General features: G+C 74.5%; 13 protein-coding genes and 1 riboswitch. Of the genes, 5 read left to right on the plus strand and 8 right to left on the minus strand.

The annotated features are described in order from the left end of the window. Nucleotides 1-594 carry a TetR/AcrR family transcriptional regulator gene (locus QK440_RS09720; RefSeq protein WP_282792609.1) on the minus strand — a complete coding sequence of 198 codons (594 nt, stop codon included), beginning with the start codon at nt 592-594 and terminating at the stop codon, nt 1-3. A gap of 211 nt (nt 595-805) precedes the next feature. Here QK440_RS09720 and QK440_RS09725 point away from each other — a divergent pair, with 211 nt between their 5' ends. The 3 genes from QK440_RS09725 (at nt 806) to QK440_RS09735 (ending at nt 2,982) form a co-directional block, all read left to right on the plus strand. Next, nucleotides 806-1,225, plus strand: coding sequence for a DUF4345 domain-containing protein (locus QK440_RS09725; protein WP_282792610.1), 420 nt, complete (start codon nt 806-808; stop codon nt 1,223-1,225). A gap of 48 nt (nt 1,226-1,273) precedes the next feature. Continuing rightward, nucleotides 1,274-2,266 carry a DJ-1/PfpI family protein gene (locus QK440_RS09730; RefSeq protein WP_282792611.1) on the plus strand — a complete coding sequence of 331 codons (993 nt, stop codon included), beginning with the start codon at nt 1,274-1,276 and terminating at the stop codon, nt 2,264-2,266. Nucleotides 2,267-2,334: 68 nt separating this feature from the next. Next, on the plus strand, nt 2,335-2,982 hold the full coding sequence (locus tag QK440_RS09735) for a cysteine hydrolase family protein (protein WP_282792612.1): 648 nt from the start codon (nt 2,335-2,337) through the stop codon (nt 2,980-2,982). Between the two features lie 63 nt (nt 2,983-3,045). Here the strand turns inward: QK440_RS09735 and QK440_RS09740 are convergent, their stop codons facing one another. Further along, complete coding sequence (locus tag QK440_RS09740; protein WP_282792613.1) at nt 3,046-3,915, minus strand: bifunctional 5,10-methylenetetrahydrofolate dehydrogenase/5,10-methenyltetrahydrofolate cyclohydrolase; 870 nt, start codon at nt 3,913-3,915, stop codon at nt 3,046-3,048. Nucleotides 3,916-3,936: 21 nt separating this feature from the next. After that, nucleotides 3,937-4,023: riboswitch (ZMP/ZTP riboswitch) on the minus strand. 52 nt (nt 4,024-4,075) lie between these two features. Then, nucleotides 4,076-4,447: a VOC family protein gene (locus QK440_RS09745; protein WP_282792614.1), complete on the minus strand. Its 372-nt coding sequence runs from the start codon at nt 4,445-4,447 to the stop codon at nt 4,076-4,078. A 333-nt stretch (nt 4,448-4,780) separates the two neighbouring features. On the opposite strand from QK440_RS09745, the gene QK440_RS09750 reads away from it, so the two are divergent. Beyond that, entirely contained in the window at nt 4,781-5,311 is a 531-nt protein-coding gene (locus tag QK440_RS09750; RefSeq protein ID WP_282792615.1) for a GNAT family N-acetyltransferase, read from the plus strand. Nucleotides 5,312-5,579: 268 nt separating this feature from the next. Here QK440_RS09750 and QK440_RS09755 read toward each other — a convergent pair whose 3' ends face one another. From QK440_RS09755 to QK440_RS09765, 3 genes are all read right to left on the minus strand, one after another. Beyond that, entirely contained in the window at nt 5,580-6,359 is a 780-nt protein-coding gene (locus tag QK440_RS09755; RefSeq protein ID WP_282792616.1) for a TetR family transcriptional regulator, read from the minus strand. Between the two features lie 88 nt (nt 6,360-6,447). Next, a complete protein-coding gene (locus QK440_RS09760; RefSeq protein ID WP_282792617.1) occupies nt 6,448-8,259 on the minus strand; it encodes an FG-GAP-like repeat-containing protein in 1,812 nt (603 codons plus the stop codon). A gap of 171 nt (nt 8,260-8,430) precedes the next feature. Beyond that, nucleotides 8,431-8,859, minus strand: coding sequence for a nuclear transport factor 2 family protein (locus QK440_RS09765; protein ID WP_282792618.1), 429 nt, complete (start codon nt 8,857-8,859; stop codon nt 8,431-8,433). Between the two features lie 248 nt (nt 8,860-9,107). On the opposite strand from QK440_RS09765, the gene QK440_RS09770 reads away from it, so the two are divergent. Next, on the plus strand, nt 9,108-9,680 hold the full coding sequence (locus QK440_RS09770; RefSeq protein WP_282792619.1) for a GNAT family N-acetyltransferase: 573 nt from the start codon (nt 9,108-9,110) through the stop codon (nt 9,678-9,680). 95 nt (nt 9,681-9,775) lie between these two features. Here the strand turns inward: QK440_RS09770 and QK440_RS09775 are convergent, their stop codons facing one another. Both QK440_RS09775 and QK440_RS09780 read right to left on the minus strand, forming a co-directional pair. Then, nucleotides 9,776-12,187, minus strand: a complete 2,412-nt coding sequence (locus QK440_RS09775) for an ABC transporter permease (protein ID WP_282792620.1) — start codon at nt 12,185-12,187, stop codon at nt 9,776-9,778. Beyond that, entirely contained in the window at nt 12,184-12,876 is a 693-nt protein-coding gene (locus QK440_RS09780) for an ABC transporter ATP-binding protein (protein ID WP_282792621.1), read from the minus strand. The genes QK440_RS09775 and QK440_RS09780 overlap by 4 nt, the downstream gene beginning before the upstream one ends. Nucleotides 12,877-13,084: the final 208 nt, after the last annotated feature.

Below are 13,084 nucleotides of genomic sequence, written 5' to 3' on the forward strand. Positions count from 1 at the left end.
TCAGTCCGCCCGGCCGGACCCCGCGGCGGCGCGCAGCGCGCCGAGGCACGCCCCCACGCACACCTCCCGCAGGTGCTCGCGCGCGTACGCCCGGTGCGTCAGCCAGTCCACGCACAGCGTGCGCACGAACACCAGCCAGCTCATCAGCGCCGCCGACACCAACTCCCGCGCCGTGCCGTCGAATTCCCCGGCGTCGAGCAGGCGGGCGCGCAGCTCGGCCAGCTCGTCGGAGATGACGGCCTGGATGACCGGGTCGCCGGCGAGGGTGCGGTTGGCCGCCAGGACCGTGTTCCGGTGGGCCTCGAAGTAGTCGAGGTGCGCGTCGAGCCCGGCGGCGAGCTGCTGTTCCAGGGGCGCGCCCGGTTCGAGCCGGGTGGCCGCCAGGAGTTGGTCCGCGGCCTGCCGGTACACCCCGGCGAACAGGTCGCGCTTGCCGGGGAAGTAGCGGTACAGCAGGGCGCGCGAGACACCGGCCCGCTCGGCGACGTCCTCCATGCGTACGTCGTCGTAGGGCCGCGCCGCGAACATCCGCGCCCCGACCTCGAGCAGGCGCTCGCGACGCTCGGCGGGGTCGAGCCGCTGGCGCGTCGTCACCCGCACACCGTACTTGACACACCTGCGCGGCCCTCCTAGCGTCCCGCTAGTAGACGAGTGTCTACTAGCGGCTGGCTACGGGTGTCTGCTGACGGCTGCGAGTCGCCGCTGGTGGCTACGAGTTGTTGCTGACGGCTGCGCGTCGCCGCTGACGGCTGCGAGTTGCCGCTCACGGCTGCGAGTGACCAACAACGGCTGGGGGTGCGGTCGCATGGCCAAGGTCAGGGTCCTGACGTCACTGGTGCTGCTCATGGGGTACGCGTGCGTGGCGATCGGCGCGTACCACCTCGTGCTCGGCACCGCCTCGGTGCCGGGGGAGGGCGCGGCCGGGGCCACGGTCGACAGCCGCGAGCGGTTCTACAACGCGGTCTTCCTCGGCTACGGCCTGGCCTGGCTGTGGGTGGCCCGGCAGCGGCCGGTCCCCGCGCGGTGGGTGCGCGGGCTCGCCGGGATCTTCCTGCTCGGGGGCGCCGGCCGACTGCTCTCCCTCGCCGTGCACGGCCCGCCCCAGTGGTTCCAGCTGGCCCTGACGGTCCTCGAACTCGCCCTGCCCCCGCTGTACTTCTGGCTCGCCGACGCGGACGAGAAGGCGGCGGCCCCGCCGGGCCCCGCGCCCCGTGTCCGGATGTGACAGGGAATCGTCATTGCGGCCACCCGGGGCCGCGGTGAGCATAGGGGCATGCCCCTTCCGCACCGGGTCGTCATCGCGGTCTTCCCCGATGTCGACCTCCTCGACGTCACCGGCCCCGCCGAGGTGTTCGCGCTGGCCGGCCGCGAGAGCGCGGGCCGCGCCGGCTACGAGGTCCGGCTCGCCGGGCCCGCCGTCGGAGCGGTCCGGACCTCGGCGGGCGTACGGCTGCTCACCGACGTGGCGTTCGACGACGTCGGCGACCAGGTGGACACCCTGCTGGTGCCCGGCGCGGTCGACATGACCGCCGAGGGGCCCGTGGCCCGCGTCGACCCCGACGTGGTGGCCTGGGTGAAGGCGACCGCCCCGCACGCCCGCCGGGTGGCGTCGGTCTGCGTGGGCGCGCACGTGCTGGCCGCGGCGGGGCTGCTCGACGGGAGGACGGCGACCACCCACTGGTCGACCGCCGCCCAGCTCGCGGCCGACCACCCGGACGTCACGGTCGACCCGGACCCCATCTTCGTCCGCGCCGACCGCGGCAGGCTGTGGACCGGGGCGGGCATCAGCGCCTGCCTGGACCTGGCCCTCGCCCTGGTCGCCGAGGACCACGGCGAACAGGCCGCCCTCGCGGTGGCCCGGCAACTGGTCGTCTACCTCAAACGGCAGGGCGGCCAGAGCCAGTTCTCCGTGCCGCTGCGCCGCTCAGGCTCCACCCGCCGCGACATCGACGAGCTGCGGCTGTGGATCGGCGACCACCTCGACGGCGACCTGTCCGCGGCGGCCCTGGCCGCCCGGATGTGCCTGAGCGAGCGGCACTTCGCCCGCGTCTTCGCCCAGGAGACGGGCACCAGCCCCGCCGCCTACGTGGAAGCCGCCCGCCTGGAGGTCGCCCGGCGCCTCCTGGAGACCACCGACGCGCCCCTCGACCAGGTCGCGGCCACCAGTGGCCTCGGCTCGGTGGAGACCCTGCACCGGGCGTTCCGCCGCCGGCTCACCACGACCCCGGCGGCCTACCGCCGCCGCTTCCGCACCGAGACCGCCTGACACCCGAGCCCCGGCGACTCTCCCGCTCATCCCTCTATTTTGTCATGCCCATATCCAGAAAGGTCCCAATGAACACCCCGCACCCGACCGCGACGCACTCGTCCGCGACGCACCCGTCCACGCCCCTGCGCGACGTGATCGGCCTGGACGGCCGCCCGCCCCGGCTGGCCGACTCCGTCCTGATCATGATCGACTTCCAGAACACGTACCGCACCGGCGTCATGGCCCTGAGGGGCGCCGACGAAGCCCTCGCGGCGGGCGCCCGGCTGCTGGGGCGCGCCCGCGCCGCGGGCACCCCGGTCGTCCACGTCGTCAACGACGGCGGGGAGGGCACCCCGTACGACATCCGCGCCCACATCGGGGCGATCATCGACGAGGTCGCCCCGGCGGACGGCGAACCCGTCGTCGTCAAGCGGTTCCCCGACGCCTTCCACGCCACCGACCTGGAGAAGACCCTGAGCGGCCTCGGTGCCGCGCCGGGCAAGGACCTCGTACTCGCCGGGTTCATGACGCACATGTGCGTGGCCTTCACCGCGCAGGGTGCCTTCCAGCACGGGTACCGCCCCACTGTCATCGCCGAGGCCACCGCCACCCGCGCCCTCCGGGCCCCGGACGGCGCGGTCCTGCCCGCGGCCGCGCTCAAGGCCGCCGCCCTGACGACGGTCACGGACCTGTTCGGCACGGTGGTCGCGGACGTCGACGCCCTCGACGCCTGAGCAGGCGGCCCCTGGGCGGGTGACAGGCGCGTCGCCCGCCCAGGGGCCGTGGCCCGGCGGCGGTCAGGCCGGTCCGAGCTGCCGCTCCGCCGCCGTCACGGTCTGGTCCAGGAGCACCGCGATCGTCATCGGGCCGACGCCGCCCGGGACCGGGGTGATGAGGCGGGCGCGGTGCAGGGCGCCGTCGAAGTCGACGTCGCCGATGTTGCCCGGGTTGTACCCGGCGTCGATCACCACCGCGCCCGGCTTGACGTCCTCGCCGCGGATCAGCCGCGGGCGGCCCACGGCCGCCACGACGACGTCGGCCTCACGGACGTGCGCCGACAGGTCCGCGGTGCGCGAGTGGCAGTACGTCACCGTGGCGTCCCGGGCGAGCAGCAGCATCCCGGCGGGCTTGCCGAGGATCGCGCTGCGGCCGACCACGGCGGCGCGCTTCCCGGCGAGGTCCACGTCGTACGCGTCGAGGAGGCGCATGATCCCGCCCGGGGTGCAGGACACGAAGCCGGGCCGGCCGAAGCTCATCGCCGCGAACGAGCTGAGCGTGACGCCGTCGACGTCCTTCTCCGGCGCGATGGCCTCGAACGCCGCCCGCTCGTCGATGTGGTCCCCGACCGGGTGCTGGAGCAGGATGCCGTGCACCGTCGGGTCCTCGGAGAGCGCGCGCAGGGTGCCGACGAGCTCTTCGGTCGTGGTCGCGGCGGGCAGCGCGAGGTGCCGCGAGACGATCCCGGCCTTGGTGCAGCGGTTCCGCTTCATCCGTACGTACGTGACCGACGCGGGGTCCTCACCCACGAGCACGGTCGCCAGGCAGGGGGCGCTGCCCGTGCGCCGGGCGACCTCGGCCGCGCGGGCCGCGGTCTCCTCGGCGACGCGCCGTGCGAGCGCGGTGCCGTCCATGAGCTGGGCGGGAACGGTCGTGGTGGTGGGGGACATGGCCGCCTCCAGGCGTGGTTGACCACTCGCCCAGGCGCACGGCATCGACATCTGCGTCAGGCCGCTCCCCGGTGGTGCTCCACCCCAGCGCCAGTCACGGCCCGCGGCCACTGTAGTCGAACGGGGGCGGCGGCCCGCCGGCGAGCCCCGCCCCGGTCCGTCAGGCCCGGCAGAGGCAGAAGGGGTGCCCCGCCGGGTCCGCGTACACGCGGAACCCGCGCTGCCCGTCCTTGTCGTCCAGGTCCAGCGGCATGGCGCCCAGCGCCAGGGCCTCGCTCTCCGCCTCCGCCATGTCCTCGACGGTGAGGTCCAGGTGGAGCTGCTGGGAGTTGGCGTCGGCGCGCGGCCACTGCGGCGGGCGGTGGTCCGGGGCGCGCTGGAAGGCCACGCGGTTGCCGTCCGGCGTGTACAGGTCGTACCAGTTGTCGTCGTACTTCTCCACGGTGCCGCCGAGGAGCGCCTTGTAGAAGCCGGCGAGGGCGGGCGGATCGGGGCAGTCCAGAGCGACGAGACAGTATCGGGCTACAGGCATTGGCGTTCTCCTCGTCCAGGTCCACACACGGTCGTGGCGCGCCTCGGCGGCCACCGGGCCACGGGTGCCCGCGCGCGCCGCCCGCATACCAGGGCACCGGTACGGCAGAGGCACGCACTCCGTGCGAACCGCCACCGGGCAGCCGAACGGCGGCCGGACAGGCACTTTTCCACGCGGGGCGGCCGCACAGGGCCCGCCGCACCCTGTCCGCGTGTCGGCGGCAGCCGCACGCGTCCCGTGTGACACGCCATGGCCGCCATCCCCCGACGGACGACGGCGCGCCGTCCCGGCGAACCGGTGGCTCCGCCGGGTCCCCGCGGCGACAGTGGGCACGTGACCGCGGACCCCGTCACCCTCGTCCCCTTCGCCCCGGAGCACGCCCCGGCCGTGGCTGCCTGGGCGCGGTCCGTCGTCGAGGCCGTGCTGTGGTGCGGGGAGTACCGGTACCCGGTGACCGGCCGCGCCGTTGCCGGCTGGTGCCGGGGGAGCGGGGTGCGGGCCCGCCTGCTCGTTGCCGGTGGTCGGCCCGTCGGGTACGGGGAGCTGTGGCCGGACGAGGCGGAGGACGAGGTCGAGCCGGCCCGGATCATCGTGGCCCCGCGGGAGCGCGGCCGCGGCCTGGGCCGGACCCTGGTGCGTGCCCTGTTCGCCGAGGCGCGGGGGACCGGCCTGCGCGCGGCGTTCCTGCGCGTGCACCCGGCCAACACCCCCGCCCTGGCCTGCTCTCCGGGCAGCGGGCTTCACCCCGGTGGCCGCCGAGGGCGCCGCCCTCTGAAGCGCGCGGCAGCCGGTCGCCTATGTCTGGCTGTACCGCCCGCTGAGGTCCGGCACGGCACCCGGCTGAGGCGGGGGCGGCCCCCGTGAGCCGAAGAGGAGACGTGTGGGCAGGCCGATCCAGTCGGCGGCCGCGTCGATGGACGAGTACGTCGTTGCCGACGAGGACGGCGACTTCGGCCGGGCCGGGCCGGGTCCGGCGAGGACACGCACGCGTTCCTCCTGTACCTTGCCGCCGCCGTGGTCGGCGGCGGCCCCCGTCTTCCCGGCCGGGCTGAGCCTGGAACGGCCAGCGCCGCCGCGCCGCCGGGACGGCGTACGCGCGTCACCGCGGCCGCGGCTGTGGCGCCCGCCGGGTTCAGGCCCCGTCCGGGTCCGGCAGCAGCTCGCGCAGCAGTTCCTCGAACTCGTCGGGCGTGGGGGGCTTGTCGGCCAGGAGGGCCTGGAGCAGCAGCCCGTCGTAGGCCTGGGTGAAGAGCTTCACGCGCAGCGGCTCGTCGGTGAACTGCCGGGCGAACGCGGCGAGCGCCTCCGTCCAGCGCCGGGTCGCCGCCCGCTGCTCGGGGCGGCGCGCCGCCAGCAGGAACAGCTCGAACTCCGCGAGCAGGTGCCCGGGCGGGCTGAGGATCTCCGCCATCAGCAGGGCGAGCGACCGGCGCTTGTCGACCCCGTCGCCCGGCGCGTTCACCAGCGCCTCGATGCGCGCGGAGTCCTCCTCCATGCACTGCGTGAGCGCCGCCGTCAGGAGCGCGTCGATGCTGCTGAAGTAGTACGTCGTGGCGGTCGTGGGCAGCTCCGCCTCCCGGGCCACCGTGCGGTGCGTGACGCCCGCGGCGCCGTCGCGCGCGATGACGCGCACGGTGGCCTCGATCAGCGCCCGGCGACGGCGCTCGCCCTTGGCGCGGCGGCCGTCGGTGACCGGCTGGGCGACCGGCTCGGTGGCCGGGCCGGTGGCCGGGCCGGTGGTCTTGCCGGCCGGCTCGGTGCTCGGCCCGGCGGCTTCGACGGTCGGCTCGGTGCTCGGCCCGGTGGTCGGCTCGTTCAGGGTGACTCTCCCGCGGTCGTGCGCGCGCCCTCCACCGGCCGTGCCGCCTGTCGTGTACGCGCGCCGTTTCCTTCGACGGTACCCCGTCGGCACGGGGCCCCGGCGGCCCCGGCCGGGAGGCGGCCGCACCTCGGAGACGGGAGCCGTCGGTCCGGTCGTCCCCGGCGGGCGGCGGCCCCCGTCAGGTGGCCTTCGGCGGGACGAGGCCGCGCTCGGCGCCGAGCCGGGTGGTGGTGTCGGCGTAGAGGGTGACCTCGCCGTCGCTCCAGCGCACGATCAGGTCGTCGGCCCGGCCGCCCGCGGTGTGGGCGCCCGCCGTCATCACCGCGGCGTGCTTCCACAGGGCGTCGGAACCGGGCAGCCGGATCGTCCGACCGAGGCCGCCGGTGCCGACGTCCTGGTGGAGCGTGCGCCTGCCGTCGGACCAGCGGACCATGAGGTCCCAGCGGCCGGAGCCGGTGAAGTCCCCGCTCGTGAGCAGGGTGGCGCGCTTCCAGTCCGCGCCGGGCTTCTTCAGCCGGGTCTCCTTCTTCTTGGGGAACCCGCCGCCGTCCACGTCGCGGTGGAGGGTGACCTCGCCGTCGCTCCAGCGGACCACCACGTCGTCGGCCCGCGCGTTGCCGGTGAAGCGGCCCGCGGTGATCTGGGCGGCGTGCTTCCAGACGGACCCGGCCTTGGCGAGCCTGGTCTCCCTGCCGAGGCCCGCGGCGGACACGTCGCGGTACAGCGTGACCTCGCCGTCGGACCAGCGCACCAGCAGACCGGCACGGCCGGTTCCGGTGACGTCGCCGGCGGTGAGCGTCGTGGCGTGCTTCCAGGTGCCGTTGGGCGCCTTCAGGCGCCGCCCGCCGGTGAAGCCGCCCTTGCCGTCGCCGGTGTGCAGGGTGACCTCGCCGCTGTTCCACACCACCAGCAGGTCTGCCGTGCCGTCGCCGGTGTAGTCGCCGGAGGCCAACTGCCGGGCGTTCTGCCAGGTCTCGCCGGTGCCGAGCGTGTAGGGGAGCGGTGGCCGCACGACGGCGGCGACGTCGTGCACGGCGTCGTCGTAGAGCTTGAACACCTCGTCGTCGAAGAGCGGTGCGTACGAGACGGCGCTGCTGGGGCCGCCGCCGCCCACGCCGCCGATGGTGCCGACGACCCGGCCGGTACCGGTCCGCTCGTCGAAGTCCAGCAGCCATGGGCCGCCGGAGGTGCCGCCGTGCAGGCCGCCGCACTCCATGCGCAGTTGCCGGTAGCCGGGCAGCCGGGTCGTCCCGGCCCGGCACATGACCGCCTGGTCCTTGGCGTCGTACTGGGCCTTCGGGTAGCCGATGACGGTCACCCGTACCCGGTAACCGGGCGTGCGGGCCAGGGTGTTGGCGCCGGTGACCTGTTCGAGCTGCCGCCCGGCCCGGTCCGGCTTGACGGTCGCGAAGCCGAAGTCCAGGTCGGAGCCGGGGCCGGTGGCCGTGTGCCGGGGGTCCTTGAAGAACCGGTCGACCGCCCAGACGCCGTACGGCTGGGACGCCGCGGGCGTGCCCGTGCGGTACCGCGGCACGAAGGCGTGCTTCTTGCCGGGCCCGCAGTGCCCCGCGGTGAGCATGAGGTTGCCCTGGGGGCTGTGCACGACGCTGGCGGTGCAACTGTGCGCCTTCATACCGCTGTCGACGTAGTACAGGACACCGACGGTCTTGGTGCCCTTGTAGTACGTCGCTGAGGGCGCGCGGGAGGCGAGCGCCCGGGGGGCGGGGGCGGAGGCGGGCGGTCCGGCGGAGGGCGGCGGTGTCGCCGACTCCATGCGCCGCGAGGTCCAGAACTCCTCGGCGTCCTCGGCCGTCCAGCCGCTGCCGCTCCTGGCCGGGGCGGAGGTCGCGGCACCGCGGCCCGGCCCGTCGGGCTCGGCCGTGGTGCCCGGCCCGCCGGGCGGTGGTGCCGCGGAGGCGGTGTGCGCGGAGACGACGAGGACGACGCCCGCCCCGACGGCGACGGCCCGGGACCAACGAGATGTGCGCACAACTGCCCTTCGTGACGTGGGAGGTTCGGCGGGCGCCGGTGAACGGCGGGCGCCGACGGGCGCGGTGGCCGGAATACGCTTCCGGCCGACCGCCCCGGAACCGGCGATCATCCTATGTCACGCGTTATGTGCCGCTATGGGCGGTGGCCGTTGGGCTGTACGTCCCCCTGGTTACAGGTTGTCTCCCCAGCCGCCCTGGATCATCGTCTGGAACGCCCAGGTGCCGTTCCGCTTGAGCAGGATGTCGGCGTACCGGAGTTGCTGGGTGTGGCCGTCCGCCGTCATGACGGAGTCGGTGAAGACGACGGCCATGGACGCCGACAGGAACACCGGGGTCCGGGTGGACTCGAAGGTGATGTCCTGGCTGCCGTCGCCCATCACGTGGGTCATGGTCTCGACGAACTGCCGCCGGTCCCACTGCGCCGAACGGCCGTCGCCCGCGGAGTCGTCGCTCACGAGGTTGAGCGGGAACACCGCCATGTCCGCCATGCGCTCCACGTCCCGCTTGCCGCTGGCGGCGTCGTACTCGGCGAACCAGGCGTCCAGGCTCGCGCGGTCCTCGGCGGTCGGGGTGTAGCCGGTGTCGGGCAGGTGCGTCATGCAGTTTCCTTCGCGGTTGGCTGGCTGGTCAGTCGGTCAGTCGGTCAGTCGGTCGGTCGAAGGGTCGCGCGTGGTGGTCGCGCTCGGCGCCCTGTCGTCTCCATAGTCAAACTTGACTACGCGAGGAAACGTATACCGTTCCGCCAGTCTAGTCAAACTTGAATAATGACTTCACCCTGTGATCCGCGTCATACAGGGCGAGCCTCTGACGTGCGGCGTCGCCTCACGGCCCGTGGCAGGGTGGCCCCATGACCATCGACGTCCGCCCGGCCTCGGTCTTCGAGGACGTTCGCGCCGTGCTCGGCCCCAAGTCGCCCACGGCGAACGTCTGCTGGTGCCTCAGCTACCGGATCCCGGCCAAGCTCAACAACCAGCTCCGCGGGCCGGACCGCGCAGCGTACGTGGCCGGACTGTGCGGGGCGGGCACCGCGCCGGGGGTGCTCGCCTATGACGGGGACGAGCCGGTCGGCTGGGCCGCCGTGGCGCCGCGCGCGGACACCTCCTTCGCGCGCAGCCGCACGATCCCGCGCGTCGACGATCTGCCGGTCTGGTCCCTGTGGTGCGTCCGGGTGCGTCCCGGTCACCGCAAGAAGGGCCTCTCCCACGCGCTCATCGCCGGCGCCGTCGCCTTCGCCCGCGACCACGGCGCGCCGGCGGTCGAGGCGTATCCCCTGGACAGCGGCGACGCCAGGGTCGACCTCACCATGGCCTACGCCGGACTCCGGAAGAACTTCGAGCGCGCCGGCTTCGTCCACGCCGCCGACACCACCTCGGTGCTGGCCGGGCACCCCCGCGTCCTGATGCGCTTCGACCTGCGCTGAGGCGGCGTCGCGAGCCGTCTCTCCCAGCAGCGCGGGGGGGGGGGGCACTCGTCCTCCAGTGTGCGGGGGCGCTCGTCCTCTCAGGTGTGCGGACGCTACTCGGTGCGCAGCGCCGTGGCCGTACGCGCCTTGGCCGCCCACCCGGCCGGGAGCAGCGCGCCCAGCACCGCGATCACGACCCCGCCGAGGACCAGCAGGAGCAACAGGCCAGGCTCGTACACGTCGATGACCGGCGGCGGCAGACGGGTGCCCGCGGCGTGCCCCATCACCGGCATGACGAGGCCGTGCAGGACGTACCCCACCGGTACGCCGATCAGCCCGCCGAGCACGCCGATCGCGGTCACGGAGGAGAGCACGAGGCTCATGACCCCTCGTGGCGACATGCCGACCGCCTTGCACACGCCCAGGTCGTGGACGCGTTCCCGGGTGTCGAGGACCACGGAGTTCAGGACGCCGAGACCGGCCACGGAGACCAGCATCAGGGTGAGCAGCACCGCCATCGCGGACATGATGAGGATGACGCCGTCCTGCCCCGAGGGAGCGCCGGTCGTGGCGTCGCCGCCCAGCGGCCGGATGACGGAGGCGACCTTCCGGGCGTACTCGTCGGCGGAGACGCCGGACTCCGTCTCGACGAGGAAGGTACTGGGCTCGGCCGACGGGAAGGCGGCCATGTCGGCGTGGATCTCCAGGTCGCTGCCCGAGGTGTCGAAGGACTCGCCCACGATCCGCAGGCGCGCGGTGTCCTTCCCGTAGGTCACCCGCACCGTGTCACCGATCGTGGCGCTGGTCCGTTCCAGGAAGCGCGTGGGGACCACGACCTGTCCCGCGCCGGTGATCCAGTGCCCGGCGATCATCTCGTAGCTGCCGGAGCGCGCGTCGCCCTCGTAGAGGCTCGCCCGCACCGAGCCGGAGATCCCGGCCACGGCGACCTCGGTCCGGGTCTTGCCGTAGTACGACGCGGTGCCCGCCTGCGCGGTGATGGCGGAGCGCACCCTCGCCGGGTCGGCGGCCTTCGGCGGGGACGGGCTCGCCGTACCGCCGCCCGCGGGGCTCGCCCCGCCGCCCCCCGCGGGCGGAGGGGGAGGGGGAGCGACGTCGACCGGCTTGGTGGTCGTGACGGTGACCGCGGCACGGCTCTCGGGGTCCTGCGAGGCGCCGATCGCGGTGAGGGACGAGGTCAGGCCCAGGGCGAAGGTGGCCGCGACGGTGCCGAACGCCACCGCGAGCAGCATGGCGAGGCTGCGGACCGGGTGGGTGAAGGGGGCGGCGAGGCCGTAGGCCACCGGCCGCGGCAGCGGCAGCAGCCCCGTCACGCGGTGCGCCCACCGGCCGCGCCCCGTGCGCGGTGACCGGCCGAGCGCGAGGGCGTCGACCGTGCGCAGTCTCCCGGCCCGCAGCGCGGGGACCAGCGCCGCGAGCCCCACGACGACCAGGGCGGCGGCCGGCACCGTGACGTCCACCCACCAGGCCACCGACAGCGAGACGGTGCCGTACATCGCCTCGGTGTCCGAGAGCAGCGGCACTGCCAGGACGTTCCCCAGGACGACCCCCAGGGCGATGCCGGCACCGGCCGGAACCAGGGCCTGGGCCACATGGGCGCGGACGACCTCGCGCGGGGTGAAGCCGACGGCCTTGAGTATGCCGATCCTGCGCAGGCCGGTGCCGACCGCGCCGCTGATCACGCTGCTGACGATGATCACGGACATCGCGATGCCGAGCACGCCTAAGGCCGTCACGAAGGGCACGGTCGCCGCCGCTCCCTGGTCGGCGGCGCGTTTGGTGTCCAGCCAGGACCGGGTCCCCAGCAGCGCCTTGGGGCCCACGGCGGCTGCCAGTTCCTTCCGGCCGGTGCGGATCTGCTCCTTCGTGCGCGCGGAGTCGAAGCGGTAGAGCATCTGACGGGTGACCGGGCCGCCCTCCGACGCCAGCGCCTCGACCTGTGCGGGAGCCGCCCAGGCGTCGGCGGTCTCGCTGACCGACACGGCGAAGCCGACGACCGAGAGGTCCGGGGCGCTCGGGGCGCCCGGGGCCCTCAGGGTGGTGCCGATCCCGACGCCCGGCCCCTCGAACGACGTGGCGAGCACGATCTCGCCCGGTTTCCGCGCCCACCGCCCGGACTTCAGCTCGACGCGGTCCACGTCGCCGTCCGGTCCGGACCGCCCGACCAGGGTCAGCGTCGGCATGCGGAAGCCCGCCGGGTCCACCGGGCGGAACACCGTGGACGGGTACGGCCCCGCGCTCGCGGTGACACCGGCCAGCTTCCCGGTCTCCGCCACCCGCGCCGCACTCGCCTCGGCCGGGTCGAAGTGGGCGGTGATGTGCGCGCCCCGCTGCTTCGCGAAGGCGTGGTCGAAGGGCGCGTCCGCGGCGACCATGAGCGACCCGGCGACCACGGCCGACGCCACGGCCATCATCGTGGCCAGGGCGATCACCACTGTCTGCACCCGCCGCCGGCGCACGCCGGAGCGCACGACCCGGCCCGTCGCGCCGGTGCCGAACGGGCTCATCGGAGGGCCCGCGCGTACGAGTCGCGAGCGACGCGGCCGTCGACCAGGTGCAGGGTGCGGCTCGCGCACGCCTCCGCCAGAGCCGGGTCGTGCGTCACCAGCACGATGGTCTGCCCGGCGCGGTGCAGGTCCGTCAGCAGGTCGCGGACGACGCGGCCCGAGGCGGTGTCGAGCGCGCCGGTGGGCTCGTCGGCGAGCAGCACCGCGGGCCAGTTGACCAACGCCCGGGCTATCGCGACCCGTTGGCGTTCGCCACCGGACAGCCGGCCCGGGTAGGCGTGTGCGTGCTGCTGGATGCCCAGCATCTCCATGAGCTCACCCGCGCGGGCCGCGGCCTTGCGCCGGCCGGCCCCGGTCAGCTGGGCCGGGAGCCGGATGTTGTCGGCGACGGTGAGGTCGTCGAGGAGGTGGAAGAACTGGAAGGCCATGCCGATGTGCTCGCGACGGAACGTGGCGAGGGCGTGCTCGCTCAACCGGTCGATCCGTCGCCCGGCCACGGTCACGGCGCCCTGGGTCGGCCTGTCCAGGCCGGCGAGGAGGTTCAGCAGCGTGGACTTGCCGCTGCCGGAAGGGCCCGTCACGGCGAGGGCCTCCCCCTGGGCGACGCCGAGCGTGAGCGGTCCGAGCACCGGTGCGCCGCCGCTGTCGTAACGCTTCGTCACGCCTTCCAGTTCGATCACGTGATGCATACGAGGTGTCCGTCCTTGCGGTCGAGGCAGGCGGGTGCCGTTGCGGTCCTGCGACCGTAGGGGCGCCGCTCCCGGGCCACATCGGCCGCGGAACCACCATCAGGCCCTCCCCGAGGAGGACCTGTCGCGGAGTCCTACCCGAGGAGGAGGCCCCCGGGGTGAGGCCCCTGGCCGGGCAGGCGGACGCGGGCCGGGCGCGGAGCACAGC

Source organism: Streptomyces sp. CC224B (genome assembly GCF_030010595.1).
Lineage (GTDB): Bacteria > Actinomycetota > Actinomycetes > Streptomycetales > Streptomycetaceae > Streptomyces > Streptomyces longispororuber.

What these genes read in the sequence shown, in the direction of transcription:
- QK440_RS09770 (WP_282792619.1), top strand. Translation starts at nt 9,108, where the DNA reads ATGACCATCGACGTCCGCCCGGCCTCGGTCTTCGAGGACGTTCGCGCC.
- QK440_RS09780 (WP_282792621.1), bottom strand. Translation starts at nt 12,876, where the DNA reads ATGCATCACGTGATCGAACTGGAAGGCGTGACGAAGCGTTACGACAGC.
- QK440_RS09730 (WP_282792611.1), top strand. Translation starts at nt 1,274, where the DNA reads ATGCCCCTTCCGCACCGGGTCGTCATCGCGGTCTTCCCCGATGTCGAC.
- QK440_RS09765 (WP_282792618.1), bottom strand. Translation starts at nt 8,859, where the DNA reads ATGACGCACCTGCCCGACACCGGCTACACCCCGACCGCCGAGGACCGC.
- QK440_RS09775 (WP_282792620.1), bottom strand. Translation starts at nt 12,187, where the DNA reads ATGAGCCCGTTCGGCACCGGCGCGACGGGCCGGGTCGTGCGCTCCGGC.
- QK440_RS09735 (WP_282792612.1), top strand. Translation starts at nt 2,335, where the DNA reads ATGAACACCCCGCACCCGACCGCGACGCACTCGTCCGCGACGCACCCG.
- QK440_RS09725 (WP_282792610.1), top strand. Translation starts at nt 806, where the DNA reads ATGGCCAAGGTCAGGGTCCTGACGTCACTGGTGCTGCTCATGGGGTAC.
- QK440_RS09745 (WP_282792614.1), bottom strand. Translation starts at nt 4,447, where the DNA reads ATGCCTGTAGCCCGATACTGTCTCGTCGCTCTGGACTGCCCCGATCCG.
- QK440_RS09740 (WP_282792613.1), bottom strand. Translation starts at nt 3,915, where the DNA reads ATGTCCCCCACCACCACGACCGTTCCCGCCCAGCTCATGGACGGCACC.